20 protein-coding genes are annotated in these 26,999 nt (G+C 62.9%); 18 read left to right on the forward strand and 2 right to left on the reverse strand.

Annotation, left to right across the window (positions count from 1 at the left end):
• The first annotated feature begins 102 nt into the window (after nucleotides 1–102).
• Nucleotides 103–2,424, forward strand: a complete 2,322-nt coding sequence (locus R3X27_RS19260; protein ID WP_317710515.1) for a Tex family protein — start codon at nucleotides 103–105, stop codon at nucleotides 2,422–2,424.
• Between the two features lie 343 nt (nucleotides 2,425–2,767).
• On the opposite strand, the gene R3X27_RS19265 is transcribed toward R3X27_RS19260, so the two are convergent.
• On the reverse strand, nucleotides 2,768–3,367 hold the full coding sequence (locus R3X27_RS19265; RefSeq protein ID WP_317710516.1) for an exonuclease domain-containing protein: 600 nt from the start codon (nucleotides 3,365–3,367) through the stop codon (nucleotides 2,768–2,770).
• A 150-nt stretch (nucleotides 3,368–3,517) separates the two neighbouring features.
• On the opposite strand from R3X27_RS19265, the gene R3X27_RS19270 reads away from it, so the two are divergent.
• The 13 genes from R3X27_RS19270 to R3X27_RS19330 all read left to right on the forward strand — a co-directional run bounded on the left by R3X27_RS19270 (nucleotide 3,518) and on the right by R3X27_RS19330 (nucleotide 20,803).
• Nucleotides 3,518–4,693 (forward strand): winged helix-turn-helix domain-containing protein, encoded by a 1,176-nt coding sequence (locus R3X27_RS19270; RefSeq protein ID WP_317710517.1) that lies wholly within the window; start codon nucleotides 3,518–3,520, stop codon nucleotides 4,691–4,693.
• Nucleotides 4,694–4,968: 275 nt separating this feature from the next.
• Nucleotides 4,969–5,736, forward strand: coding sequence for a GntR family transcriptional regulator (locus tag R3X27_RS19275; protein WP_317710518.1), 768 nt, complete (start codon nucleotides 4,969–4,971; stop codon nucleotides 5,734–5,736).
• Between the two features lie 84 nt (nucleotides 5,737–5,820).
• Entirely contained in the window at nucleotides 5,821–7,374 is a 1,554-nt protein-coding gene (locus R3X27_RS19280) for an extracellular solute-binding protein (RefSeq protein ID WP_317710519.1), read from the forward strand.
• Nucleotides 7,375–7,450: 76 nt separating this feature from the next.
• The gene (locus R3X27_RS19285; RefSeq protein WP_317710520.1) at nucleotides 7,451–8,641 is read left to right on the forward strand and encodes a Gfo/Idh/MocA family oxidoreductase; all 1,191 of its coding nucleotides are present in this window, start codon (nucleotides 7,451–7,453) and stop codon (nucleotides 8,639–8,641) included.
• A 69-nt stretch (nucleotides 8,642–8,710) separates the two neighbouring features.
• Entirely contained in the window at nucleotides 8,711–9,937 is a 1,227-nt protein-coding gene (manD, locus tag R3X27_RS19290; protein ID WP_317710521.1) for a D-mannonate dehydratase ManD, read from the forward strand.
• Nucleotides 9,938–10,307: 370 nt separating this feature from the next.
• Nucleotides 10,308–11,867 carry an ABC transporter substrate-binding protein gene (locus R3X27_RS19295; RefSeq protein WP_317710522.1) on the forward strand — a complete coding sequence of 520 codons (1,560 nt, stop codon included), beginning with the start codon at nucleotides 10,308–10,310 and terminating at the stop codon, nucleotides 11,865–11,867.
• Between the two features lie 37 nt (nucleotides 11,868–11,904).
• Nucleotides 11,905–12,849 carry an ABC transporter permease gene (locus tag R3X27_RS19300; RefSeq protein WP_317710523.1) on the forward strand — a complete coding sequence of 315 codons (945 nt, stop codon included), beginning with the start codon at nucleotides 11,905–11,907 and terminating at the stop codon, nucleotides 12,847–12,849.
• 16 nt (nucleotides 12,850–12,865) lie between these two features.
• Nucleotides 12,866–13,699, forward strand: a complete 834-nt coding sequence (locus R3X27_RS19305) for an ABC transporter permease (RefSeq protein WP_317710524.1) — start codon at nucleotides 12,866–12,868, stop codon at nucleotides 13,697–13,699.
• Complete coding sequence (locus R3X27_RS19310; RefSeq protein ID WP_317710525.1) at nucleotides 13,696–14,658, forward strand: ABC transporter ATP-binding protein; 963 nt, start codon at nucleotides 13,696–13,698, stop codon at nucleotides 14,656–14,658. The genes R3X27_RS19305 and R3X27_RS19310 overlap by 4 nt, the downstream gene beginning before the upstream one ends.
• Entirely contained in the window at nucleotides 14,655–15,641 is a 987-nt protein-coding gene (locus R3X27_RS19315) for an ABC transporter ATP-binding protein (RefSeq protein ID WP_317710526.1), read from the forward strand. The genes R3X27_RS19310 and R3X27_RS19315 overlap by 4 nt, the downstream gene beginning before the upstream one ends.
• The gene (locus R3X27_RS19320) at nucleotides 15,641–17,641 is read left to right on the forward strand and encodes a CocE/NonD family hydrolase (RefSeq protein WP_317710527.1); all 2,001 of its coding nucleotides are present in this window, start codon (nucleotides 15,641–15,643) and stop codon (nucleotides 17,639–17,641) included. Before R3X27_RS19315 ends, R3X27_RS19320 begins: the two co-directional genes overlap by 1 nt.
• A 5-nt stretch (nucleotides 17,642–17,646) precedes the next feature.
• Nucleotides 17,647–19,668 (forward strand): CocE/NonD family hydrolase, encoded by a 2,022-nt coding sequence (locus tag R3X27_RS19325; RefSeq protein WP_317710528.1) that lies wholly within the window; start codon nucleotides 17,647–17,649, stop codon nucleotides 19,666–19,668.
• A 538-nt stretch (nucleotides 19,669–20,206) separates the two neighbouring features.
• The gene (locus R3X27_RS19330) at nucleotides 20,207–20,803 is read left to right on the forward strand and encodes a hypothetical protein (protein ID WP_317710529.1); all 597 of its coding nucleotides are present in this window, start codon (nucleotides 20,207–20,209) and stop codon (nucleotides 20,801–20,803) included.
• Nucleotides 20,804–21,594: 791 nt separating this feature from the next.
• On the opposite strand, the gene R3X27_RS19335 is transcribed toward R3X27_RS19330, so the two are convergent.
• Complete coding sequence (locus tag R3X27_RS19335) at nucleotides 21,595–22,482, reverse strand: helix-turn-helix domain-containing protein (protein WP_317710530.1); 888 nt, start codon at nucleotides 22,480–22,482, stop codon at nucleotides 21,595–21,597.
• Nucleotides 22,483–22,655: 173 nt separating this feature from the next.
• Between R3X27_RS19335 and R3X27_RS19340 the strand changes: the two genes are divergently transcribed.
• The 4 genes from R3X27_RS19340 to R3X27_RS19355 are packed head-to-tail and all read left to right on the forward strand — an operon-like array spanning nucleotide 22,656 to nucleotide 26,996.
• On the forward strand, nucleotides 22,656–24,080 hold the full coding sequence (locus R3X27_RS19340) for an alpha-galactosidase (protein ID WP_317710531.1): 1,425 nt from the start codon (nucleotides 22,656–22,658) through the stop codon (nucleotides 24,078–24,080).
• Between the two features lies 1 nt (nucleotide 24,081).
• The gene (locus tag R3X27_RS19345) at nucleotides 24,082–24,966 is read left to right on the forward strand and encodes a sugar ABC transporter permease (protein WP_317710532.1); all 885 of its coding nucleotides are present in this window, start codon (nucleotides 24,082–24,084) and stop codon (nucleotides 24,964–24,966) included.
• Nucleotides 24,967–24,969: 3 nt separating this feature from the next.
• A complete protein-coding gene (locus tag R3X27_RS19350; protein ID WP_317710533.1) occupies nucleotides 24,970–25,878 on the forward strand; it encodes a carbohydrate ABC transporter permease in 909 nt (302 codons plus the stop codon).
• Entirely contained in the window at nucleotides 25,878–26,996 is a 1,119-nt protein-coding gene (locus R3X27_RS19355; protein WP_317710534.1) for a sn-glycerol-3-phosphate ABC transporter ATP-binding protein UgpC, read from the forward strand. The genes R3X27_RS19350 and R3X27_RS19355 overlap by 1 nt, the downstream gene beginning before the upstream one ends.
• Nucleotides 26,997–26,999 lie beyond the last annotated feature (3 nt).

Genomic DNA, 26,999 nt, shown 5'->3' on the forward strand with positions numbered 1-26,999 from the left:
GGCGGCGCATGACATGAGCAGGATGCCCGGCGTTTCGCCGGGCTTCTTTCCCTTCGGAGACCGGAGGGCACGGAATTTGTTTGACCTGACAGACGGATAGAGATGACTCCCGAGATTTCCGCCCGCATCAATCGCACCATCGCAACCGAGATCGGCGCCCGCCCCCAACAGGTCACCGCCGCGGTTGGCCTGCTGGACGAAGGAGCAACCGTCCCCTTCATCGCGCGTTACCGCAAGGAAGTGACGGGCGGGCTGGACGACACCCAACTGCGCGATCTCTCGGAGCGGCTGTCCTATCTCACCGAGATGGAGGGTCGGCGGAAGACCATCCTCGACACGATCCGCGAACAGGGCAAGCTGACCGACGATCTTGAGGCGAAAATCGTCAAGGCGGACACGAAATCGACCCTCGAAGACCTCTATCTCCCCTACAAGACCAAGCGGCGCACCCGCGCCATGATCGCCCGCGAGCGCGGTCTCGGCGCGCTGGTCGAGGCCATCCGGGCCGACCGCGCCGCACAGCCCGAAACGCTGGCGGAGGGCTATCTCGGCGAGGAACTCCCCGACACCAGGACAGCATTGAACGGCGCCCGTGACATCGTTGTCGAGGAACTGGCGGAGAATGCGGAATTGATTGGCCTTCTGCGCAGCTTCCTGCAGGAACGCGCCTATCTCACATCGCGTGTCAATGAGGGCGAGGAGGCCAAGGGGGCCAAGTTCTCCGACTATTTCGACCATCGCGAGCTTTGGGCCGACGTGCCGAGCCACCGGGCGCTGGCCATGCTGCGCGGCTCCAACGAGGGCATCCTGCGGCTGGAAATCGGCCCGGATCCGGAAACGGATCTGCCGAAGGTCGAGGCCATGGTCTGTGCCGCGCTGGAGACGCATGGCGAAGGCGCGGGCGACATATGGTTGCGCAAGGTCGCTGGCTGGGCCTGGCGGACAAAGCTCTCTCTGAGCCTTCTGCTGGACCTGATGGGCGAGATGCGCAGCCAGGCCCAGGACGAGGCCATCCGCGTTTTCGCGCGCAATCTCAAGGACCTGCTGCTCGCAGCTCCGGCAGGACCTCGGGCCACGCTGGGGCTCGATCCCGGCATCCGCACCGGCGTCAAGGTGGCCGTGGTGGATGCGACCGGCAAGGTGCTGGACACGGACACGATCTATCCCTTCCAGCCGAAGAATGACCTGCGCGGATCGCAGGCAACGCTGGCGCGGCTGATCCGGGCGCATGGGGTCGATCTGATCGCCATCGGCAATGGCACGGCGAGCCGCGAGACCGAACGGATGGTGGCAGAACTGCTGGGCGACCTGCCGGCCCCCAAGCCGACCAAGGTCGTGGTCTCCGAGGCCGGCGCCTCGGTCTATTCCGCCTCCGAATTGGCCGCGAAGGAATTCCCCGGGCTGGACGTGTCCCTGCGGGGCGCCGTCTCGATCGCGCGCCGCCTGCAGGACCCGCTGGCCGAGCTGGTCAAGATCGAGCCCAAGGCGATCGGCGTCGGGCAGTACCAGCATGATGTGGACCAGTTCCGGCTGGCGCGCGCGCTGGACGGCGTGGTCGAGGATGCGGTGAACGCGGTCGGGGTCGATCTCAACATGGCCTCGGCGCCGCTTCTGGCGCGGGTCTCGGGGCTCGGGCCGGTGCTGGCGGAGAATATCGTGTCGCACCGGGACGCGAATGGTGCCTTTGCCTCGCGCAAGGCGCTGCTGAAAGTGGCCCGTCTCGGCCCCCGCGCCTTTGAGCAATGCGCGGGCTTCCTGCGCATTCGCGACGGCAAGGAACCGCTGGACGCGTCCTCCGTGCACCCCGAAGCCTATGATGTTGCGCGCAGCATCGTGGCGGCCTGCGGGCGGGATCTGCGCTCGGTGATGGGCGATGAGGCACGGCTGAACACGCTCCGGGCGGAAGATTTCGTTACCGGCGATTTCGGCTTACCGACGGTGCAGGACATCCTGTCGGAGCTTGGCAAGCCGGGTCGCGATCCGCGCCCCGAGTTCAAGACGGCCAGCTTTGCCGATGGGGTCGAGCAGATCACCGATCTCAAGCCGGGCATGTCGCTCGAAGGCACCGTGACCAATGTCGCCGCCTTCGGCGCTTTCGTCGATATCGGCGTGCACCAGGACGGGCTCGTTCATGTCTCGCAGCTTGCGGACCGCTTCGTGAAGGATCCGCATGAGGTCGTGAAGGCCGGTGACGTGGTCCGGGTTCGGGTGATGGAGGTCGATGTCCCGCGCAAGCGGATCGGGCTGTCGATGCGCAAGGATGCGAAACCAGGCAATGCGCGTGGCGGCGAGCGGCCGCAACCGGGCAAACACCCTCGCGGAAAGCCTCAGGGCGGGCCGAAAACCAAGCCCGCACCGCGTCAGGGCGGCGGCGACGACGGCGCGTTTGGCGCAGCCTTGCGGGATGCTATGCGCAAGAAATGAGGCGGTACGGGTCGTTTCGAGCTGGCCAGGGACGTTGGAGCAAAGCGCCCGAGGCCCGGAACCAAGTCCGAAGGCCGCCGGGCCAGCGCCTGCCCGTCCCGGCGGGCTGGCGCTTTGGTGAGGCAAGCGCAACGTATTGAGCTTTTTCGGATCTGGTCGGGATAAAGTGGTGAGCACAACCGCAGCAGCGCCAGCCCACGGGCAGGCGCTGGCCCGGCTTTCGGTGCACCATTTGCCTCGCGCATCAAACGGCGGCTCTGACCGCAAAGAACGACCCGAGTGCTGCCGTTCCTCCCGAATTCGCAGCCCCCTCCTCCCCACGGGCCGAACACATGAAACAGGTTCACCCCAGCAGAAAAGACATCTGCGCCTTGCCGCGCGTGCCCGCGATCTCTTCGAACCCTAGCCCGAGGCGCGTCTCCGCCTTCAGCACCACCTCCGCTGCTGCCCGGGCATCTTCGCCCGCGTCATGATGGTCGAACTCCAGCCCGAGCGCGGTCTTGAGATGCCCCAACCCGTGCCCGCCATTGCCGCGGAATTCCGGCCAGGCCCGTCGCGCGATCTTCACGCTGTCGGACCAGCTCAGATCCGGCGCTGACAGCCGATAGGCCTTGCACGCCGCCTCGATGGCCCGGCGGTCGAAATTGCTGTGCTGGACAAGATGGTGGACCCGAAGCAGTGGCAGCAGCGCCTCCCAGGCCTCCGGAAACCGGGGCGCCTCGGCCACCGCCCGCGCATCGATCCCGTGCAGCTCGGAGTTGAACCGGTCAAAGCGAGTCTCCGGATCGATCAGGCAGGACCACCCCGCAATCCGCCCCTCCGGTGCGACGCAGGCCAGGCCGATCTGGCAGAGGCTGGCACTGTCCGAGCAGGCTGTCTCCACATCGAGCGCGATGAAGCGAAACGGGCCATCGGGCAGCGCGGGAACGGGGCGAATATCCAACTTTTCTCTCCAGGGGCCGGCAGGCGCATGGGGCGATCATGCCGACTCCGCCAGCAAGGTCAATCGCAACCGCCCGGTTGACCAATCCGGCATTTCCGGCCTTTCTGATCCGACGCCTGCCTAGCTTCAACAACATCCCGAGCCTCCCCTGTGCCCCAAACCAACGCCCCTGCCCTGCGTCTCGACAACCGCACCGCCCGGTCGCTCTGGCTGAGAACGCAGGGGCTGGTCCGCGCCCCCGGTCCGGCGCCGGAGGTGATGGAGATCATCCGTCAGCTCGGCTTCGTCCAGCTCGACACGATCCAGACGGTTTCCCGCGCTCATCACCATATCCTGTGGAGCCGCAACCAGAGCTATCGCGAACCGATGCTCGACCGGCTGCTGCGCGCACGGCAGGTCTTCGAGCATTTCACCCATGATGCCTCCGTGCTGCCGATGGAATTCCTGCCGATGTGGCGGCGCCAGTTCCGCCGCAAACAGGAACAGCTCGACCGCGCCGGCTGGTTCAAAGGGCTGCCCGACGCCGATGCCCGCGCCGCCATCAAGGCCCGTATCGCCTCGGAAGGCGCGCTCTCGACCAAGGCCTTTGACAGCAAGTCCGCCAATCCCGGCCAGATGTGGGCGCGGCCGCCGCACAAGCTGGCTTTGGATTACATGTGGTATTGCGGCGAGCTGGCGACCTGTCATCGGAAGAACTTCACCAAGCATTACGACCTCGCAGAGCGTGTCTTCCCGGCCGACTTGCGCGCAACCCGCCTCGACGAGTCCCGCCAGATCGACTGGCTCTGCGGCGCCGCCCTGGACCGGCTCGGCTTCGCCACCTCTGGCGAGATTCAGCGCTTCTGGGACGCGGTGGGCCGGGTCGAGGTGCTGGGCTGGGTCGATGGGCAGGACGGCTTGCGGGCAGTCGAGATCGAAACCGCGCAGGGCGACTGGCTGCCCGCGCTTGCACCAGCCGATATCGAGGACCGAGTGGCCGCTCTGCCCTCGCCCGGCAGCCGAGCGCGCATTCTCAACCCGTTCGACCCGGTGATCCGCGACCGCGCCCGGCTGCAGCGCCTTTTCGGCTTCGATTATCGCAACGAGATGTTCACCCCAGCGGCAAAGCGGCACTGGGGCTATTATGTCTACCCGATCCTCGAGGGGCTGCGGTTCACCGGTCGGATCGAAATCAAGGCAGATCGCCGCGCGGCACGGCTAGACGTGCTGAAATTCTGGCCCGAGCCCGGCATTCGCTGGACAGCGGCGCGGGAGGAGAGGCTGGAAGCCGAGCTCCGGCGTCTTGCACGCCTTGTTGGCGCCGAGGACATACGACGCGCGTCGTAAGCTGCGTGGCCCCGGGACGATGTTGTCGCCGGTTGGGCATATCCTGACAGCGCCCGCTTCACTGACCCATGTGGTGAGCCGTCCGCGTCAAGCGGCGATCAGTTGCTGCCTTTCCATCCTGCGGCAGCGTGGAGAGGCCGTTTCGTCGCGCTGGCAATGTTGTCTGTATTTGCTCTTTCTTTCCGCGGGAATTGATATATCAATATGCCCAATCAGGTATATCAACTGATCCAGTGCGGTTTGTTCCGCCCCTATAGTTCAGCAGCGGAGAGGTCATGCAGGCGCAATCCAAGCACATTTCCGAAGATCTTTCCGGGTCTGCCTCGGTGACGCAGCTCCTGTCCGACGCAACCCTTGATCTTGAAAAGAATATCACTTTCCAGATTTTCGACATCCTGCGAGAGCTTATCGTCTCGGTCCGGCTACGCCCCGGCCAACGGCTCTCGGAAAAGGAAATCGCGGCCGCGCTGAAGGCCAGCAAGACCCCTGTGCGGGAGGCCATGATTCGACTCGACGAGATCCGACTTGTAAAAATTGTTCCGCAAAGCGGCACCTATGTGACCAAGATCTCGATCAACCGCTACAGGACCGCCTGCTTTATCCGGCTGCATCTCGAGATCGGAGCGGTGCGCAACGCGGCGTCCGGCATCGCGCTGCAAGTCGGCCTGCAGGAGCTTGAAACCCTCCTGTCGCGCCAGACAGAGGCGCTCGCATCCGAGGATTACGAGAGGTTCTTCGATCTCGACGAGGCGTTCCATCGGCAGCTTTTCGTGATGGCGGGGTATGTTGATGCCTGGACGACCGCACGACGCACGCAGTTTGACGTCAACCGCGCCCGGCATATCCGGCGGCTCAACCGGATCCTGCGGGTACCGACTGTGCTGGAAGAACACCGAGCCATCGCCGAAGCGATCCGCGCCGGTGATCCCGAACGTGCCGAAGCGGCGCTGCGGACCCATATTGGCGATCTCGATCACCAGATCAGCCTGCTGGTCCGGGACGAGCGCATGCTTGGCTTCATAGAAATGCCCGAGCCGACCTGACGTCGGCTTTGCAACGAAATCATCCCCGCACGGAGGAGTGCGGGAATGACCCCCGACATCGCAGACCAAAACTGGGAGGTAACCATGCGATTTACGAGATTTACGGCCCTTGCGCTCGCCACGTCGGCGCTGACCACGGTGGCCCCGGCCTGGGCCGAAGACGATTACAAGATTGTCGACAAGCCGCTTGAGCTCACGATCCACATGCATTGGGACCGCGCCCGCGGCTATGATGAGGATTACCCGGTCGAGCAGGCCGCGCGCGAACTGACCAATATCCACCTGATCGACAAGACGGTCGGCAAGAACACCACGGAATCCGGCGAGGCGATGAACCTGCTGCTCGCCAGCGGCAACCTCCCGGATATCGTCGGCGCCCAGCGGTTCAAGCAGGCCGTGAACGAGTTCGGCCCTCAGGGCGCCTTCGTGCCGCTGAACGATCTGATCGAGGAACATGCGCCGAACATCAAGGCTTTCTTCGACGAGCGCCCCGAGCTGCAGGCGTCGATCTCGGCCTATGACGGCAACATGTACTACATCCCCTATCTGCCGGACGGAAAATACGGCCGCGCCTTTTTCATTCGCCAGGACTGGCTGGACAAGCTGGGGCTGGACCGGCCGCAGAATGTGGACGAGCTCTACGAGGTGCTCGTGGCCTTCCGCGACCAGGATCCCAACGGCAACGGCACCAAGGACGAGGTTCCCTTCTTCGCCCGCGACTGGGAAGAGATGATCCGGATGGTCACGCTCTGGGACGGCCGGTCTTCCGGTTCGGACACGGCGCATGACTTCATGGTGGCGGATAATCAAATCGTGCATCCCTACACACAGGAAGGCTATCGCACCGGGCTGGCCAATCTTGCAAAATGGTATGCCGAAGGGCTGGTCGACGCGGAAATCTTCACCCGTGGCACCTCGGCGCGCGAATACCTGCTGTCGGAAGATCTCGGCGGGCTGACCCATGACTGGTTCGCCTCCACCTCCGGCTACAATGCCGCGCTTTCCGACGAGATCGACGGCTTCAACTTCGTTCCCTTCCTGCCGCCCGCATCCGTCAGTGGTGTCCGGATGGAAGAGCATCGCCGCATCCCGGTCAAACCCGATGGCTGGGCGATCAGCACGTCCAACAAGCACCAGGTCGAAACGATCAAGTATTTCGATTTCTGGTTCACCGAGAAGGGCCGTCTGCTGTCCAATTTCGGTGTCGAAGGCGAGACCTGGGACATGGTCGATGGCGAACCGGTCTTCAAGCCCGAGGTTCTGAACAGCGACCGCCCCGTCAACAGTCAGCTCTGGGAACTCGGCGCGCAGATCAAGAAGGGCTATTGGCAGGACTATCGCTATGAATGGCAGTGGACGGCGCAGGCCGCCCGCGACGGGATAGAGCTGTACGACACCCACGATCTTCTGGTCGACCAGTTCCTCGGCGTTGCTTTCAACAAGGACGAGCAGGCCGTCTATGACAAGTACTGGCCGTCGATCGAGCAGTACATGCTGGAGCGGCAACAGGCCTGGGTGCTCGGCACCGGCGATATCGAAGCCGACTGGGACGCCTATATCGCGACCGTGAACAAGATGGGCTACGATCAGGTGATCGAGGTCATGAACGCGGCCTATACGCGCCAATATGGCGGCTGACACAAGGCTGTCGCCCCCGCCCGCACAGGGCGGGGGCTCTCCACAGACTCCACTCGAACCGCAAGGAAACCCCTCGATGCCGACCACCCCCTCCCAAGATGCCGCCCCTGTCCCGGGGGAGCGCAAGCCGACCGTCCTGATCGCCGGGACAGGATTTGCCGGTGAGGGGCATACCGATGCCTTTCGCGGCGCCGGCGCAGAGGTCGTGGGCATGGTCGGACGCACACCGCATGTCGTCGCGGAGGTGGCCGAGAGGCTCTCCATCCCCTATTCCGGCACCGACTGGCAGGCGGCTCTGGACGCCTGTCGCCCCGATATCGTCTCCATCGCGACACCGGGGGGCGCGCATTACCTGCCGATCAAGCAGGCTCTGGAGGCCGGCTGCCATGTCTTCGTCGACAAGCCGATGACCGAGAGCGGCGAAACGGCCGTCGAGCTTTATGAGTTGGCCCGGGCGAAAGGCGTGAAGACCGCCTATGCCGCCAGCTTCCGCTACACGCCCAGCATCCTGCATGCGAAACAGCTCGTCGCGGCGGGCGCGATTGGCGAACCGACCGAGGTCGAATGCATCTCGCATTTCAACCTGGAGCGGAACATCCCCTTCGGATGGTCGCATCGCAAGGAAGATGGCGGCGGGCGGCTGAACAACAACTTCACCCACACGCTCTCCATCGTCTCCTCCGTGATCGGCGACAGGCTGCTGTCGATCATCGGCGAGGTGCGGGACGATCTCGGCCGCGCGCCGATCGTCGAGGGCGTGCACAATTTCATGACCCGGCGGAACTTCATCCCCGAGGATCTCGACGATCCCGCGCTCGAATGGGGCGAGAGCAATGTCGAATGGTCCTACACGGTGATGGCACAGATCGAGAGTCCGCTGGCCGCAAAGCCGGTCTCTGTCCTGTTCAAGCATGGCGGGTTGGTGCCGCGCTTCAACGAAGACCATATCGTCTTCTATGGCAGCAAGGGCGCGATCTATATCAAGGGTCATTACGGCAGCGGCCAGCTCTATCTCTACGGCGAGAGCAAGGAATGGGAAGCGCTGACAGTACCGGCCGAGATTGCCGCGTCCATCGCCGATGTCGAGGGCGAGACCGAGAAATGCTGGCACTACCTTGCGGAGAAATTCGTCATTGATATCAAGGGAAAAGCCGTCGAAGCTTATCCAACCTTCCGGGAAGGCAGCCAATATCAGCAGCTCATCGACCTGATCCGCAAGAATGACAACTGGACAGATATTGCCGGCCTTGTGCAGGCCACGGACTGACTGAAGAGGACCGGCCAGCCGGCGCGCCCTGCACGACCAACCCTGCCCTTCGAGACGGAGACCCGCCCCATGAAGATTACCGATGCCAAAGTGTTTGTCGGCGGCCCCGGCAAGAATTACGTCACCTTGAAGATCATGACCGATCAGGGAATCTACGGGCTCGGCGACGCCACCATCAACGGCCGCGAGACCCTGACGGCCGCCTATCTGCGCGACTATATCGTCCCCAACCTGATCGGGAAGGATCCGCGCAATAGCGAGGATATCTGGCAGTTCTTCTATCGTGGCGCCTATTTCCGCCGTGGCCCGCTGGCGATGCTGGCCTTCGGCGCGGTCGATGTCGCGCTCTGGGACATCAAGGCCAAGCTGGCGAATATGCCGCTTTATCAGCTCCTTGGTGGCAAGAGCCGCGAGGGTGCGCTGGTCTATGCCCATGCCACCGGCTCCGATCTGAAGGACCTGATGGACTCCATCTCCTTCTATATCGAGCAAGGCTACAAGGCCGTGCGCGTGCAATGCGGTATCCCCGGAATGCCCTCGGCGAGCTATGGCGTGGCCGAAGGCAAGGGCAAGAACCGCAATTACATCACCGATTTCAGCGGCATCATTCCGAATGAGGAGATCTGGGACACCGATCTCTACATGCGCTACATGCCCGGCGCGCTGGCAGAGATCCGCGCCCGCTTCGGGCCGGACCTGAAGATCCTGCATGATGTGCATCACCGCCTTCTTCCCCGCGAGGCGGCGGAGTTCGCCAAGGAGGTCGAGCCGGTCCGCCTCTACTGGCTAGAGGACCCGACGCCCGCAGATGATCAGGATGCGTTGCGGCTGGTCCGACAGCATTCGACGGTGCCGATTGCGATTGGCGAGGTGTTTAACTCGATCTGGGACTGCAACAAGCTGATCGAGAACGAGTTGATCGACTTCATCCGCGTCGCCGTCTCCCATGCCGGTGGCATCACACATGCCCGCCGCATCACCGATCTCGCCGGGATGCACAATGTCCGCACGGGGTTCCACGGCGCGCCGAGCCATTCGCCGCTCTGCATGGCCGCGCAGGGCCATCTCAATGTCTGGGCACCGAATTTCGGCATCCAGGAGTATCTCGTCCTCGGCACCCCCGAATGCGACGCGCTCTTCCCCTCCGAACACCGGCTGGAGGACGGCCTGTTCCATGTCAGCGACGCTCCCGGACTTGGTGTCGATTTCAACGAGGAAGAGGCGCAGCGCTACAGTTACGAACCCGGCAGCCTGCCGGTCGCGCGGCTGCAGGACGGAACACTCTGGAACTATTGAGCAGCGTGGTCGGCAAGCGTGGACGATCCCGCATTTCTGTGCGGTCAATCCGGCCCGACGACCCGCGTTGACTTAATACACTTCCAGAGTACATTTTTAGGTCACGACACTTATGAGAGAAACTGTCAATTCACTGGACAGAATCATCTTAAAATATATCCTTAGATGGAATTCTTCAGAGATTGGGCGGCCGCCCCGACCGGTTTGCCAATTGTGTATTTTCAGTGCATATAACCGACAATCCGCCTAGATTGTCGGCGCCGCGCTCTATTCGGAGAGATGCGCCTTCGGCCCCTTTTCATTCCGCCCAGATGCGGATCAAGGGTTAGGCGCAAAACCGACAGGACCTGACCAGAGGAGCGCCACCCCCATGACCCAGCATTCCAGAAACGGACTTTCCCGGCGATCTTTCATCGCCGCGGCAGGCGCCTTCGGAGCCGCAACCATGGCCGCGCCGCGCATGGCGATCTCGCAGGACGGCAAGGTGCTGACGGTGCGCAGCTATTCCGACCTGCAGATCCTCGACCCCGCCTATCGCCTCGCCCAACCGGAGCTCGACATTTGCCTTGCGATCTTCGCGCCGCTCACCGCGCCGAAGCCGGGCGATGTCTGGGACTGGAAGCCGATCGCGGTCGACATGATCGAGCAGCTCGACGACCTGACCGTCGCTTTCAAGCTCAAGGACAATATCGGCTTCACGGATGGTTATGGCCAGATGACCGCCGAAGACGTGAAATTCTCCATCGAGCGCATTGCCGATCCGGCCAATGAGAGCCCGTATGCCGGCGACTGGGGCGCGCTCAAGGAGGTCGAGGTCAAGGATAAACTCTCCGGCCTGATCCACCTCAAGAACAAGTTCGTGCCGCTCTGGGCCACCACTCTGCCGACGCCGGCCTCCTGCATCCTCTCCAGGAAAGCGATGGAGGAGCTGGGCGAGAAGATCACCACCAAGCCGGTGGCGCAATCCGGCCAGTACCTGCTGACCGACTGGCAGCCCAAGCAGAAGACGATCCTGACCCGCAACCCCGACTGGGCGCATGAGCCCGGTGGGTTTGAGGAGATCCACATCATCCCGATCGAGGACCCGGCCACCGCCGAGCGCGGCTTTGAGGCGGGCGATCTGGACTACACCTGGACCTCCGTCTCCTCGCTGCCGCGCCTCAAGGAAAGCGCACCGGCAGGCTCCGTCGTGCTGGAGAAGCCCTCGCTGGCCTATGTCTGGATGGGCATCAACAAGGATGCCGAGCCTTTCACCAACCCCAATATCCGCCGCGCCATTCAGCACGCTGTCGACCGGGAGCTGGTGGTGGATGCCGCCTATTACGGCGCCGCGAGTGTGGGCAACGGGATCATCGGGCCGGGCATGCCGGGCAACCGCGATGCCGTGACCTATGATTACGACCCCGACAAGGCCCGTGCGCTGCTGGAGCAGGAAGGTGCGAGCAACCTCACCGTGACGCTGGACATCCTCAACCAGTCCGAACGCCTCACGGCAGCACAGGTCATCCAGGCCAATCTCGCTGATATCGGCATCAACTGTGAAATCAAGCAGAACGATTCCGGCACCTTCTGGAGCCTTGGCTCCAAGGATGACGACTACTGGAACAAGCTGCAGCTCATCCTCGGGCGCTTCTCCATGCAGCCCGACCCGTCCTGGGCCACCGTCTGGTTCACACCGGAACAGGTCGGCGTCTGGAACTGGGAGCGGTTCGACAGCCCGGAATTCAAGGCGCTGCACGAGCAGGGCCTTGTCGAGGGCGACTTCGCCAAGCGCGACGAGATCTACAAGAAGATGCAGGCGCTGATGGATGAGAGCGGGCAATATGTCTTCCTCACCCATGAGGTCGTCGGCGCGATCCATCGCGAGGACATCCAGCCGGGGCTGAAGCCAAATGGGGAATCCCTGTTTACCGAATTCAAACCTGCCTGACCCGAGACGGGCGGCCTGAAAAGGCCGCTCGATACCCATGCTCAGTTACTCCCTAAAACGCCTCGGGCTCGCCGTGGTCATCGTCTCGGTGGCCATGTTGATGCTCTTCTGCATGATCTACCTGATCCCCGGCGATCCGGCCGCTGTCGCCCTCGGGCCGCGCGCCACCGAGGAGATGCGCGAGGCGCTCAAGATCAAGATGGGGCTGGACCAGCCGGTCTGGATCCAGTTCTGGAACTTCTTCACCAGCGCCTGGCAGGGCGATCTGGGCCGCGAGGTCCTGTCCGACCGCCCGGTTTCCACCGTCGTGATGGAACAGCTCCCCTACACGCTGGCGCTGATCGCCGGCGGGTTGAGCTGGTCCGTTGCCATCGGCATCCCGCTGGGCTGCTGGGCAGCGGTCAAGCGCGGCAGCCTCGCCGACCGGATCGTCGGCGTGATCTCGGTGGCGGTGATCGCCGTGCCCTCCTTCGTCGTGGCGATCTACGCGCTGCTGATCTTCGCGGTCACGCTGCACTGGCTTCCGGCCATCGGCGCCGGCGAGCCCGGCGATCTTGGCGACCAGCTTTTGCACCTTATCCTGCCCTCGCTCGCGGTCGGGATCGGCTGGGTCGGCTATCTCGCCCGGATGGTGCGCGCCTCGATGCTCGAAGTGCTGGAGGCCCAGCATATTCGGACAGCGCGCGCCTTCGGCCTGCCCGAACGCATGATCACCTATCGCTACGCGCTGACCATCGCCATCCTGCCCACCGTGACGCTGCTCGGGATCGGCATCGGACAGATGGTCTCCTCGGCCGTCTTCGCCGAGATCGTCTTTGCCCGCCCGGGTGTCGGCAAGCTCGTCTATGACGCCATCCTGACCCGCAACTACCCGCTGGTGACCGGCGCCGTGCTGGTCACGACCGTGCTGTTCGTCCTCTTCAACCTCGTCGCAGACCTGATCGTAGGAGCCCTGGATCCCCGTGTTCGCAGCCGATTCTGAGACCAGGCGCAGCTGGATGCGCTCCCTCCGGCGGATCCTGAGCGAGCCGCTCGGGGCCTTCGGCATCGCGCTTGTGGTGCTGATGGTGGGGGGCGCGATCTTCGCCGACCAGCTCTCCGCTTTCGATCCCACCCGCATTTCACCGCGCGACCGTTTCCTGCCGCCCTCCGCCGAGCATCTCCTCGGCACCGACCAGCTCGGGCGCGACCTCTTCTCCCGCGTGCTGCATGGAGGGCGGATCGCGCTCTCGGTGGCGCAGTTCTCTACCGCCGTTTCGCTTGTCGTCGGCATCATGCTCGGCCTGATCGCCGGCTATGGGCCACGTTGGCTGGACAATTTGATGTTGCTCCTGTTCGACTCCATCAAGAGCTTTCCGACGGTCATGCTGGCGCTGGCTCTGGTGACGCTCTTCGGCCCCTCGCTGACCTCCGTCGTCATCGTCGTCGTTCTGGTCAACATCCCCGGCTATGCCCGCATCATCCGCACCCAGACGCTGACGCTGAAGGCCGCCGAGTTTGTCACCGCCGCGCAGAGCATGGGCGCCAGCACCGCCCGCATCCTGCGCTTTCATATCATGCCGAACGTGATCGGCCCCTTGCTGATCCTAGCCTCGATGGACATTCCCGTGGTGATCGCCATCGAGGCGGGGATGAGCTTTCTCGGCCTCGGCGTTCGCCCGCCGACACCGTCCTGGGGCGCGATCCTGAATGACGGTTTCACCGCCATTCGCGACACGCCCTGGATCGCCGTCGCCGGGGGGCTGCCGATCATCCTGACCACGCTCGGCTTCACCTTCCTCGGCGAGACGCTGCGCGATGTCTTCGACCCACGGCTGAAGAGGCGCGGATGACCGTACTTGTGATCCAGGACCTGAATGTCAGCTTCTCGACCGAAGATGGCGAATTGCTTGCGCTCAAGGATGTCTCCTTTGAGGTGCCCGAGCAGCGCATTGTCGGCATTGTCGGGGAATCCGGCTGTGGAAAGTCCACGCTGATCAACGCCATCCTCGGGCTGTTGGCCGATAATGGCCGGATCTGCTCCGGCAGCATCGGCTTCGAGGAGGCCGAACTGACGACGCTCTCTGCCACCGAGATGCAAGCCCTGCGCGGCCAGCGTATTTCGACCGTGTTTCAGGACCCGATGGGAGCGCTGAACCCGGTCCTCTCGGTTGGCCGACAGATGCGCAATATCCAGTATCGCAGCAAGCTCACTCGCGCCGAAAAGGATGCCCATTCCGTCGAGATGCTGCGCCTTGTCCGCATCCCGGACGCGGAGGCGGCGCTCAAGCGCTACCCGCACCAGTTCTCCGGCGGCATGAAACAGCGCATCGCCATCGCCATGGCGCTGATGATGAAGCCGGCACTGCTGATCGCCGACGAGCCCACCACGGCGCTGGACGCGACGCTGGAAGTGGCCACGATCGAGCTTCTGCGCGACCTGCAGCAGCAGATCGGCTGTTCGGTGCTGTTCATCTCGCACCATCTCGGGGTGATCGCGGAGCTCTGCGACGATGTCGTGGTGATGTATGCCGGCGAGGTCGTCGAACGCGGCACCACGCGGCAGGTCTTCAACGCCCCGACCCATCCCTACACGGCCCGGCTGCTCGAGTGCGACCCGGCGCGCCAGACCGAACGCAAGCGCGAACTGCCGACCATCCCGGGCGAGATCCCGGACCTACGCCAGCGCCCCGCCGGCTGTATCTTTGCCAGCCGCTGCGATCAGCGCGCGGAAGCCTGCGCCGCCCCGCCGCCCGATTTTGCCCTTGGCGACGGGCATTTTGTCCGATGTGTTCTTGCGGAGGCGACATGAGCGCGATCCTCGACGTCCGCGACCTTGAGGTCGCCTTTCGCACCGGCGGTTTTCTAAACCGCCGCGACGTGCTTGGCGTCGCCGGTGTAAGCCTCGAGATCCATCCCGGCGAGACTTTCGCCCTGGTCGGCGAAAGCGGGTCGGGCAAGACCACGCTGGCGCGCGCGGTCAACCACCTTCAGGAGACCTCCGCAGGGACGGTGAGTTTCGAGGGCGTCCGGATCGACAGGCTCGACAGGGCGGCGATGAAACAGGTACGTCGACGCATGGCGATGATGTTCCAGGACCCGATCGGCTCGCTCTCGCCGCGCATGACGGTGGGAGATCTTGTGACCGAGCCGTTCCGCATCCATGGCGAAAAGGTCGACTACAAGGCCGAGACCGAGCGGCTGCTGGCGCTTGTCGGGCTGACGGCGGATTTCGCCGCCCGCTTCCCGCACCAGCTCTCGGGCGGTCAGGCGCGCCGCGTCGGCGTGGCGCGGACCATCGCGCTGAACCCCGCGCTGATCATCGCCGACGAGCCCACCGCCGGGCTCGATGTCTCGGTGCAGGGCGAGGTGCTGAACCTGCTCAATGACCTGCGCGAACGGCTCGGCGTGGCGATGCTGATCATCACCCATAACCTGCATGTCGTGCATCACGTGGCCGACCGGATGGCGGTGATGTATCTCGGCCGCTTCGTGGAGAGCGGGCCGACGGAGGAGATCTTCCGCGCCCCCGCCCATCCCTACACAGCCGCCCTGCTCTCGGCCAATCCGGAACCCGACCCGGACAAGGCGCAGGACCGCATTGCCCTGCCCGCCGAGGTGCCCTCGCTGCTGGCCCGCCCGTCGGGCTGCGAGTTCCACACAAGATGCCCCTGGGCACAGCCACGCTGCCAGAGCGACGCGCCCGAGATCGTAGACCAGGGCAGCCGACGGGTTGCCTGCCATTTCCCGCTCGCGCCCGGCGCGACGCCGCCCGCGAAAGAAAGGACCGCCTGATGGAGGTGATCGAGACCGTCTGGATTCCGATGCCGGATGGCACCCGGCTGGCCGCCCGACTCTGGCTTCCCGAGGGTGCACGCTCTGCGCCAGTGCCCTGCATCCTGGAATATATCCCCTATCGCCGCCGTGACCGGACCCGGATGCGCGACGAGAGCATGCATCCGCATTTCGCCGCCCATGGCTACGGCGCGATCCGCGTGGACCAGCGCGGCGCCGGCGACAGCGACGGCGTGATGCTGGACGAATATGCGGAGATCGAGACCCAGGACGGCGTCGACGTCATTGCCTGGATCGCCGAGCAGCCCTGGTGCGACGGCAATGTCGGCATGTTCGGCAAATCCTGGGGCGCCTATAACTCCTTTCAGGTCGCCGCCAAGCGGCCGCCTGCGCTGAAAGCCATCGCGCCGGTCATGGGCACCGATGACCGCTGGCTGGAAGATATCCACTTCTATGGTGGCGCGCTGGCCAGCGACAATTTCTGGTGGGGCAGCATCATGCAGCTCTTCAACGCCGCCCCGCCGGACCCGGCCATTGTCGGGGAGCGCTGGCGCGAGATGTGGAAGGAGCGGCTGGACTCGATGAGCTTCTGGCCCGCGCAATGGCTCGACCACCAGACCAAGGACGAGATGTGGCGGCGCGGCTCGATCTCGCAGAATTACGACGATGTCGAGATCCCGGTCTATTATTTCGGCGGTTGGTCCGATCTCTATCGCGACACGCCCTTCCGGATCGCCCGAAACCTCAAGGGGCCGGTCAAGGTCATGATGGGCCCCTGGGCGCATCTCTATCCGCATGAAGGCGCGCCCGGGCCGCGCGCGGATTTCCTCGGCGAGGTGACGCGCTTCTGGGACCACTGGCTCAAGGGGATCGATACCGGGCTGATGGAGGAGCCGCCGCTGCGCTTCTACCTCATGGACTCCGCCCCGCCCGTTAGCGATCAGGCCATGCGCGCGGGCGACTGGGTCGGCGAGCCGGGCTGGCCCTCGCCGAACGTTTCCGAGCAGGCCTTCTGGCTCAATGACGGCACGATGGATGCCGCGCCCCAACCCGGCCCGGTGCTGTCGATCTGCTCTCCGCAAGGCTTCGGCGCCTCCGGCGGTGACATGTGCTCCTTCGCCATCCCCGGCGACATGCCCGGCGATTGCCGGATCGATGCCGGCGGCGCGCTTTGTTTCCGGACCGCGCCTGCCGCCGAGCGGCTCGACATTCTCGGCCAGCCCGCACTCACCCTGCGGCTGGCCGCGGATCGCCCGCAAGGCATCGTTGCGGCTCTGCTGGTCGACGAGGCGCCGGACGGCGCGCAGACCCTGATCACCCGCGGCTTCGCCAACCTGATGCATCGCAATGGCCCCGGCTCCGCAGACCCGGTTTGCCCGGGCGAGGAGATGGAGATCACCGTTCCGCTGCATGCCATCGGCTACCGTCTCGCACCGGGACACCGGCTGATGGTGCAGCTTGCCTCCACCTACTGGCCGATCCTCTGGCCTGCCCCGGAACCGGTGACGCTGACGCTCGCCGCCGGCACGTGCCGCCTCGCCCTGCCCGTGCGCGAGACGGGCAATGAAGTGCCCTGCCCGCCCGCAGAACCCGCACCGTCGGACCGGAAGCCAGCCTCGATTCAGACCCATGAAGGCAGCATGGAACGGACGGTGTCGCGCGACCTTGTGAGTGGCGAGATCGTCTCGCGCGTCTTTATCGATGGCGGCGTTTTCGGCCCCGTCGGTCGCTCGCGGCTGCTGGAGACCGGCACGGAGATGGGCGATATCTCGGACCGGATCTACAGCATTCACCCCGAGGACCCGCTCTCCGCCCGCGCCAGTATGGTACAGGACTCCCGCTTTCGCCGCGAGGATTGGGACGTCACCATCCGGACCAGTGCCGAGATGACCGCCAGCGCCACCGAGTTTCACCTGCGCGCCTCGGTCACTTGCCGTGATGGCGAAGAAGAGTTTCACCATGTCGACTGGGATCACGTGATCCCGCGCAACGGGATGTAAAGCCAATGTCCGAGATCCATGTCCGAACCGATTTTCCCCGCAAGACACGGGAGATCGAGAATTGCTGGATCCCGATGCCGGACGGCACAAAGCTCGCCGCGCGGATCTGGCTGCCCGAGGATGCCGAGGCGGACCCGGTGCCCGCCATCCTCGAATACCTGCCCTATCGCAAGCGCGACGGAACGGTCGCGCGCGACCAGCTCACCCATCCTTATTTCGCAGGCCACGGCTATGCCGGGGTGCGTGTGGACATGCGCGGGACCGGCGATAGCGAGGGCGTCTGCCTTGGCGAATATCTCCTGCAGGAGCAGGTGGATTGTCTCGCCGTGATCGACTGGCTCGCCGCGCAGCCCTGGTGCTCGGGCAAGGTCGGCATGATCGGGATCAGCTGGGGCGGGTTCAACGGGTTGCAGCTCGCCGCGCGTCGCCCGCCGGCGCTGGCGGCCGTGATCACGCTTTGCTCGACCGATGACCGTTATGCCGACGACATCCATTTCATGGGCGGCTGCCTGCTGACGGACAAGCTCGCCTGGGGCGGCACGGCCTTCAACATCGCCAACACTCCGCCCGATCCGGCCATTGTCGGCCCGCGCTGGCGCGAGATGTGGTTGGAACGGATCGAGCAGAACGGGCTCTGGATGCTGGACTGGTTCCGACACCAACGGCGCGACGATTTCTATGCGCATGGATCGGTCTGCGAGGATTATTCCGATATCGAGATCCCGATCTATGCGGTGGGCGGCTGGGAGGACGGCTATCCCAACGCCATTTTCCGCCTGCTGGAGAACCTGCCCGGCCCGCGCAAGGGGCTGGTTGGTCCATGGGGGCATAAATATCCGCATTTCGCCAGGCCCGCGCCGCGGATCGGCTTCCTGCAGGAATGCTTGCGCTGGTGGGACCAGCATCTGAAAGGGATCGAGACCGGCATCATGGACGAGCCGATGCTGCGCGCCTGGATCAACGAGCCCTTTGCGCCGGATGGCGACTATTCCGACCGGCAGGGCCGCTGGGTGGCCGAACCCGGCTGGAGCGGTGCGGCGCGGGACAGCCGCATGCTTTACCTCTCCGAGGGGGCCCTAGCGGACACCCCCGGCACCGACCCCATTCCCGTCGCTTCACCGGAAACGGCAGGCTGGACCGCCGGCACATGGTGCGGCTATGGCGCCGTGCCCGACCGCGCGCTGGACCAGACCGGCGAGGCCGGGCTGATGACCGCGTTTGAAACCCCGCCTATGAAAGAGGAAATGGAGCTGCTCGGCTTCCCCGTCTTCGAGGCAGAGATCACCAGCGCCACGCCACAGGCCAATCTCGCCGTGACCCTTTCGCTCGTCGCGCCGGACGGACGGGCCACGCTTCTGAGCTACGGCGTGCTCAACCTGAACCACCGAAAGAGCCATGCCGCACCGGAACCGATGCCCGCCGGCAACGCCGAGCCCGTGGCGGTCCACCTCAATGTCTGTGGACAGCACATCCCGCGCGGACACAGGATCCGCCTCGCCCTCTCCAGCGCCTACTGGCCGGTCATCTGGCCGTCCCGGCAGCCCGCGGATCTGGTGATCCACCCCGGAAGCGCCCGGATCGTGCTGCCTCTCCGTCCGCCCCGCGCCATGGATGCCGATCTCCTCCCCTTCCAGCCGTCTGAAAGCGCCGAGCCGCTGGTCAGCACAACACATGGCGACGGTTTCTATCGGCGCGACCGGCATATCGACATGCTTACCGGAATCGAGACCAATGAGCGGGAGAGCGATACCGGACTGGAAACCCATCCGCATACGGGCCTCACGCTGCAATCGACCAATACCGACAGTTTCCGCATTCACCCGGACGACCCCAATTCCGCCACCGGCACCAGCCGCTGGCGACAGAGCTACGCCCGTGGCGACTGGTTGGCCGAGCTGGAAACGACAGTCACCGTGACGGCCTCTCGGGACGTCTGGCGTATCGAGGCGAACCTGGTGGCACGGGATGCGGAGGGGCTTGTTGCAGAGCGGAACTGGGCCGAGGACATCCCGCGCGACATGGTCTGAGGCGAAGCGGCATCGCGAGCGGTGTTCGCGCGAGCCGCGCATCTGTCAGCCACCGGTCCAGGAGTCGCATGAATTCGGGTCGGTTCTTCGAGCGATGAGGGGCGAGACAGGCCGGTTCCGGACGCCCAACCGCTCCTGAGGGATGCTTCAACCGTGACCGAACTCTCCCTTTTTGCGTCGGAGGCGCTTTTGAAGCAATGTCCAGTTCCGGGATTGCCTTTGGTCTGATCCGACCCTGTCCGAAGGCGCTTCAGAATATCATGGCGCCCCAACTGCTTGATTGCCCAAGGCGTACATTCGGGCTTTCGCGCGTGATTTGCACGCTATGGACATGGCAATGCTTTCGCCATAAATTACTAAAATTATTTAACAATCCGAATTTCCTGCGTAAGCTTGCTTCAGTGATTCTGCAAAACGGTGCGCAATACTCGTTGTATGCCCTCACTGTGCTACTTTGCCATTCTATCGCGCGGAGGAAACCAACCGCCCGCCCCCTTTTACGAGCATAAACAGCATCTCCCCCAGGAGAACCGAAAGCATGAGAAACACTCTGTTTTGCACTCTTGCCTGCTTCCTCGCAACTCCTGCAGCCGCACAAGAACCGTCTCTTTCAGACGCGTTCACTGAAGCAACGATCTTGCCGGCGCATGGCAAAACAAAAATCTCCTACGACGTGGATGATTGCGAATTTCAAAAAGTGGTCACCAACGTTGGATATTGTGCCGCACGGGATCAGGGCGAAGGCGACCGAGTCATTCGCACATCCATCGACCTGTCAGAGGTCGAACGGCTCGAAGTCGACGAGGTCGACGGCGACATGATGTTCGCGTTCTGGCTGGACTACGACGCCCCGGGAACATGGTTTTTTCTTAAGACCTTCGGTCGCCAGAACAAGTTCGAGCGGTTCGTGGCCGAGAATGGCGCCGCGCTTGAAGCCGCGGAATTCAGGAGTTTCAGGTCCTTTTCCACCTGCACTGGCGGCCAAAACCATGAAGCAAACACACAGTCCATTAGGCTCTTCACGAGCCGAGAGCCCGAAAACTGGCGCAGCCTCATCGAGCGAGTAGCGGATTGCCGGGACGGCCAGACCTTTGAATTTGAAGACAACCGAAAAGCAGGGATATCAGACAACTGACATCCCCACGCAATCCATCAACCCTGCGTGAAGAAGGCCGTTGCAACCGACTTTCTCCACAAAAAGGATATGCATGTCGCGAGGGTGGAACGACCACACCCATCAACCCATTCACCCCAAACGATAATTCGGGCTCTCGCGGGTAACTTGGACATCATGGACATGGCTGTCTTTGATACTGATGCGCCATGTTTTATTGAAGAATGCTGGAAGCATGCATCTGCCCACATCAGTGACTTCACTTCAAACCGGGGTCGAACGAGGTTTTTCTGGATCTGGCGCCACCATTCCTCCTCCAGACTGTCACCGCTCCGGCGGACTGGAGCCAGTTTTCTCTTCTTGTATGTCTCAGTTGTCGGAGAGCCATCTTCGAACAGTCGGCGGCGGGTTCTGCCGTTGATCTCGAAGTGCCCCATGACTGCGGAGATGTCGCCGTCAGATGCATACTCGTCGGGGAAATCCCCGAACGTTCGTCGGATGCCATACCGGTTCACGGCACCGTCTTTTGTTCTCTCCAAGGCTCTTCGCTTTGCCTGATCCTTTGGCCTGACCTCCACCCCACGCGCACAACCAGGCGCTGGACATTCTGTGTCCAGTTCCGAGCCGACTCCGCAAGCGGCTCGCCTGTGGCTCTGATTGGAGATCCTTTCGGGTTGCCTGAGCTGAGACGTTTCAGGACTGACCCCTTGGGCCCAGTGATGCACTAACACTCAAACCGCACCCGTCCGATCGGGTTCCCCAAACTGGCCCGAAATCTCGCCACCACCTCTCCTCCCTTCCGTAGGAATTGATTACTCCATCAATTCGAAATACCGTTCATTCTGTCTGAGACGCCTGACATCAGCGCGAAGTCGGTAGGACGAAGGGCTTGCGCCAATGAAACGCTTGAACATTCGAGAAAAGTAATACGGATCTCTATAGCCAAGGTCCGCTGCGGTCTCCTGAACGGTCCGTCCCAAGGCAAGGTAGTGGATCGCGCGCTCCATCTTCTTCAACTCGACGAATTTCTGCGGAGTGAATCCGAACCGCTCCCGGAAGGCACGGCGGAAGTACTCGGGATTGTAGGGCACCCGGGCATTGGCCTCCTGAATTGCCTGGGCGTTCATCGGGTCTGCCGAAATTCGTGCCGCCAGGAGCATGATGTGCAACGAGAGAGCGTCCCGGTTCTCCACAGATGCCATGGCGCTCTGGCGCCAACCCAGGAAGGCATCCCCGATGAAGGATGTGAGAATGACCATAAAGGCATGGTGCTGTGCGAGAGTGGTCGAGGTCGCGGGGGCGGTGTCATTGTAATGCTGCACGAGCGGCTCAAGATAGTGCCAATCTGACAGGCGCGCCGTGTGGCGGAGATCCATTTGCGAGATCAGGTCGGCGCTGCCGAACAGCTTCAGGGTGAAGTGTTGGGCAATTCCCGTGTAGCGACTGTCGGATATGCGGCGTCCCCTGAACCGGGCCTCGGCCGGAATGAGCATTGCCTCGCCCGGGCCGATCTCGACCGAATCGTCGTCGATCTCGTAAGCGGCGTTGCCTGTCAGGCAAACGACGAGGTCATGAACTTCGTTGGATTTGTCGACCCGCCAAGCTGCACCGTGGTGCATCTTGATCGTTGATCGCGTCAGGTGAACGCTCAACGCGTCGGGAGGAATCCCGGATAGAATGCCATGTTCGCTTTTATCCATTCTTTTGTGCAGGTCCGTTCATTCTCACCAATGTTCTTGCCGGACATACTGACATTACAGGACTGGAGTGGGCAATGCCCCTCCTACAGACGCTGTTTTTGGGAGGAAACTGCGCCAATCTCGAGGAACACTCAGGGATTCTGCCGGATGGTTGGTGGCGACGCGGGAAAAACATGCACGTTTCTGGACTTGACAATAAATCGACATCTCCCGCGCCTCGAGCGGATCTCACGATTGCCTATGTCGGTGGCGGCTCTCTGAACTGGGCGCCAACGCTCATGGCGGACCTGGCGGCCCATGGGGGCTTGTCTGGCGAAGTTCGGCTATACGACATCGACATACCGGCCGCAGAGCGCAATGCCCGCCTCGGAAACCGTTTTGCCACCGAGACGGGTGCGACGATGGCCTACCGGGCCGAACCGGATCTTCGCCTGGCGCTCAAAGGCGCCGATGTCGTTGTCATTTCCATCCTGCCCGGACCCTTCGAAGCGATGTCCGCCGACATCGACATCCCGCGGCGTCATGGCATCATTCAGTCGGTCGGTGACACGGTCGGCCCGGGCGGGTTTGTGCGGGCGTTGCGCGCCATTCCCATGGTGGCCGAGATCGCTGCGGCAATTGGCGAGCACGCGCCCGATGCCTTCGTCTGCAATCTGACCAATCCGATGTCGGCGCTGACCGGAACCCTTTACGCCGTGCATCCGGGCATTCGCGCCTGGGGGGAATGCCACGAAGTCACGAAGCTTCGCGCGATTGCCGCTTGGCTTGGAAACCGGCGACATCCGGGCGCTGGCTACACATACCGGGATGTTCAGGTGAACGTACTCGGGATCAACCACTTCACCTTTGTTGACGCAATCAGCCTGCATGGTACGGATCTCCTTCCCGATTACAGGGAGATGGCCACAACTCACATGCTTGCCGGTTGGCGCGACACCCCGATAGACCCTGCCGACGAGAAGCAGCGGCTATTCGAGGATTTCAACCGGGTGAAGTTCGACCTCCTGCGGCACTTTGGAGTTGCTGCGGCCGCTGGGGACAGGCACCTGGCCGAGTTCCTGCCGCAGGAGGTCTACCTTACAACATCAGACCAGTGGGGCTTTGAGCTGACACCGGTCGATTTTCGCATTCGGGAGAAGGCGCAGCGGGAGATCCTTCTGGCCGATTGGGCCAGTGGCAAGGGCACCCTGCCCCAAATCACTCGTTCCAGCGAGGCGCTGATTGATCAGATCGAGGGGCTGATGACCGGGAAACCGCATGTCAGCAATGCCAACCTGCCGAACCACGGTCAACTTGCCGGCCTTCCACTCGGGACGATTGTCGAGACGAATGCGTTGTTCTCCGGTCTCGGAATCCAACCCATCCATTCCGGCCGCCTTCCGGAGGCTCTGACACGCATCACTGCCGATCATGCCCTCCGGCAAACTGCATTGGTCGAGGCGGTTCTTGGCGACCAGACAGATGCGCTGTTCCCGCTTTTTGCCTCCGAACCCGCACTTCGCGCCTTGGGCGAGGACGCGAAACACGCGATGTTCAAGGACATGCTGAGCGCAACCGCGCGTTGGCTTCCCGAAACCCTGAAAGCGGAGGCTGCCTGATATGGGGGGAGAAAGCCGGTTCATGGGTCTGGCCTATGTGATGCCCTACATCGTGGGGCTGCTCATCTTCACGGCCTTCCCGTTTCTCTATTCCTTCTACCTGAGTTTCACCGACTACTCGCTGATGTCCGAACCCACATGGGTCGGCACCAAGAACTACGAAAAGCTCTTCACCCGGGATCGCACCTTCGACAAGTCGCTCAAGGTCACGCTGATCTACGTCTTTTCCACCGTACCTCTGAAGCTCGCCTTCGCACTCTTCATCGCGGTGATCCTCAACTACCGGCTGAAGTTCATCAACTTCTTCCGCACCGCTTACTACGTGCCCTCCATCCTCGGCGGTTCTATCGCCATCGCGGTGCTCTGGCGCTACATCTTCGCCGATACCGGCCTCGTCAACATGGCGCTGGCCGTCTTCGGCATCGAAGCGATCAACTGGTTCGGCGATCCGACAAACGCGCTTTTTACCATCACGCTGCTGCGCTGCTGGCAGTTCGGCTCAGCGATGGTGATCTTCCTTGCCGCGCTCCAGAGCATCGACAAATCCCTCTACGAGGCAGCTTGGATCGACGGGGCGGGCCAGTGGCAGGTCTTCCGCCACATCACCCTGCCGCTGATCACGCCGGTGATCTTCTTCAATCTGATCATGCAGACCGTGCAGGCGTTTCAGGAGTTCAACGGACCCTACATCATAACCGAGGGCGGGCCGCTCAAATCAACTTACCTGCTACCGCTCTATATCTACGACAAGGCGTTCCGAAACTTCGACATGGGCTATGCCTCGGCCATTGCCTGGGTGCTCTTTGCCATCGTCATGGTGCTGACACTCATCGCCTTCTGGTCGTCGAAGAAGTGGGTCTACTACGCCGGCGACAAGAGGAGCTGAACGATGACCGTGACAACTCCCGAAACCACCTCCGCCGCCGCCTCCGGCCTCACCGAGCACCAGCTTCGACAGCTGCGCCGAGCGAAGATCTCGGCCGTGATCCGTTATGTGATCCTCGCCGGCGTCGGCCTGATCATGCTCTATCCGCTGATCTGGCTGATCGGGGCCTCCTTCAAGACCAATTCGGAGATCTTTGCCAATCCCGGCTTCATCCCCCGAGAGCCAACACTCAACGGCTATATCGAAGGCTGGAAGACCTCGACGCCCTATACGTTCGCGCGGTTCTTCTGGAACACGTTGATGATCGTCGTTCCGAAGGTTCTCTTCACCGCGATTTCGGCAACCATGGTGGCTTATGGCTTCGCCCGCTTCGAATTTCCTGGCAAGAAGATCCTCTTCGCCTCCCTGATCGCGATCCTGCTGCTGCCGAACGTCGTAACGCGCATTCCGCAATACCTGCTCTTCCGCGATATCGGCTGGCTCGACAGCTTCCTGCCGCTCTGGGTGCCTTCGGCGCTGGCGGGTGACGCCTTCTTCGTCTTCATGCTGGTCCAGTTCCTGCGCGCCATCCCGCGCGACATGGAAGAGGCCGCGCGCGTGGACGGCGCGAACACGTTGCAGACCCTGATCTTCATCGTCGTCCCACTCCTGAAACCGGCGATCATCTCGGTTTGCCTGTTCCAGTTCATGTGGACGATGAACGACTTCCTCGGGCCGCTGATCTACATCTCCTCGGTCGAAAAATATCCGATCAGCCTTGCGCTGAAACTCTCGATCGACACCACGGAAGCCTTCGAGTGGAACCGCATCCTCGCGATGTCCGTCCTGGCGATCACGCCGGCGCTCATGGTCTTCTTCATCGCACAGAAACACTTCATCGAAGGCATCTCGTCAGGAGGGGTCAAGGGCTGATGGCTGGTTTGCAACTCAGAAGCGTCGACAAGACATATCCCAACGGTTTCAAGGCCGTGCATGGAATAGACCTCGACATCGAAGACGGTGAATTCATGGTGCTGGTCGGACCCTCGGGCTGTGCGAAATCCACCACGCTCAGGATGATCGCGGGGCTGGAGACCATCACCGGCGGCGAGGTGAAGATCGGCGACACAATCGTCAACGATCTCGCCCCGGGCAAGCGTGGCATCGCCATGGTTTTCCAGAACTACGCTCTCTATCCACATATGAAGGTCACGCGGAACCTCGATTTTGGCCTGCGCCTGAAGCGCCGCCCCAAAGACGAGATCGCCCGGGCCACGTCGGAGGTGTCCCACACGTTGGAGATCGAGGAACTGCTCGACCGCCTTCCCAAGGAGCTTTCGGGCGGCCAGGCCCAGCGGGTCGCCGTCGGCCGTGCGCTCATCAAGTCGCCGGAGGTCTTTCTCTTCGACGAACCGCTCTCCAATCTCGACGCCAAGCTGCGCGCCTCGATGCGTGTTCGGATCACCGATCTGCACAAGCGCCTGAAGGAGGAAGGTCGCTCCGCCACGGTGGTCTATGTCACGCACGATCAGGTCGAAGCCATGACCATGGGCGACCGGATCTGCGTAATGAAAGACGGCAACATCATGCAGGTGGCCGACCCGGTGACGCTTTACCAGAAACCGGCCAACGCCTTTGTCGGCGGCTTCATCGGCATGCCAGAAATGAATCTCGCGGCGGCCACGCTGTCGCTCGAAGACGACGGCAAGATCCGGATGGGCGATCAGGTGATCGCCGTCGAGCCGGAGCTGGCGCGTCGACTGACCCATGCCGGCGGCGCCATCACCTTCGGCATTCGGCCCCAGCATCTCGAACTGGTTGAACCCGGCACGCCAAACGCCTTCGAGGGGGTCGTGAAGATCGTGGAGTTCATGGGGCACGAGGTGAACCTGCATGTCGACATTGAAGGGAATTCCTTCATCTGCGTCGTGACATCCGACCATTTCGACCGCGCGACCAAAGCCGGCGACAGGCTATCGTTCCACCCGATCGCGCGCTCCATCCATGTATTCGACCGGAAAACCGGGCTCAATGCCTCGCTCGGTGAGTGAGCT

The organism is Tropicimonas sp. TH_r6, from assembly GCF_033101155.1.
Lineage (GTDB): Bacteria > Pseudomonadota > Alphaproteobacteria > Rhodobacterales > Rhodobacteraceae > Tropicimonas.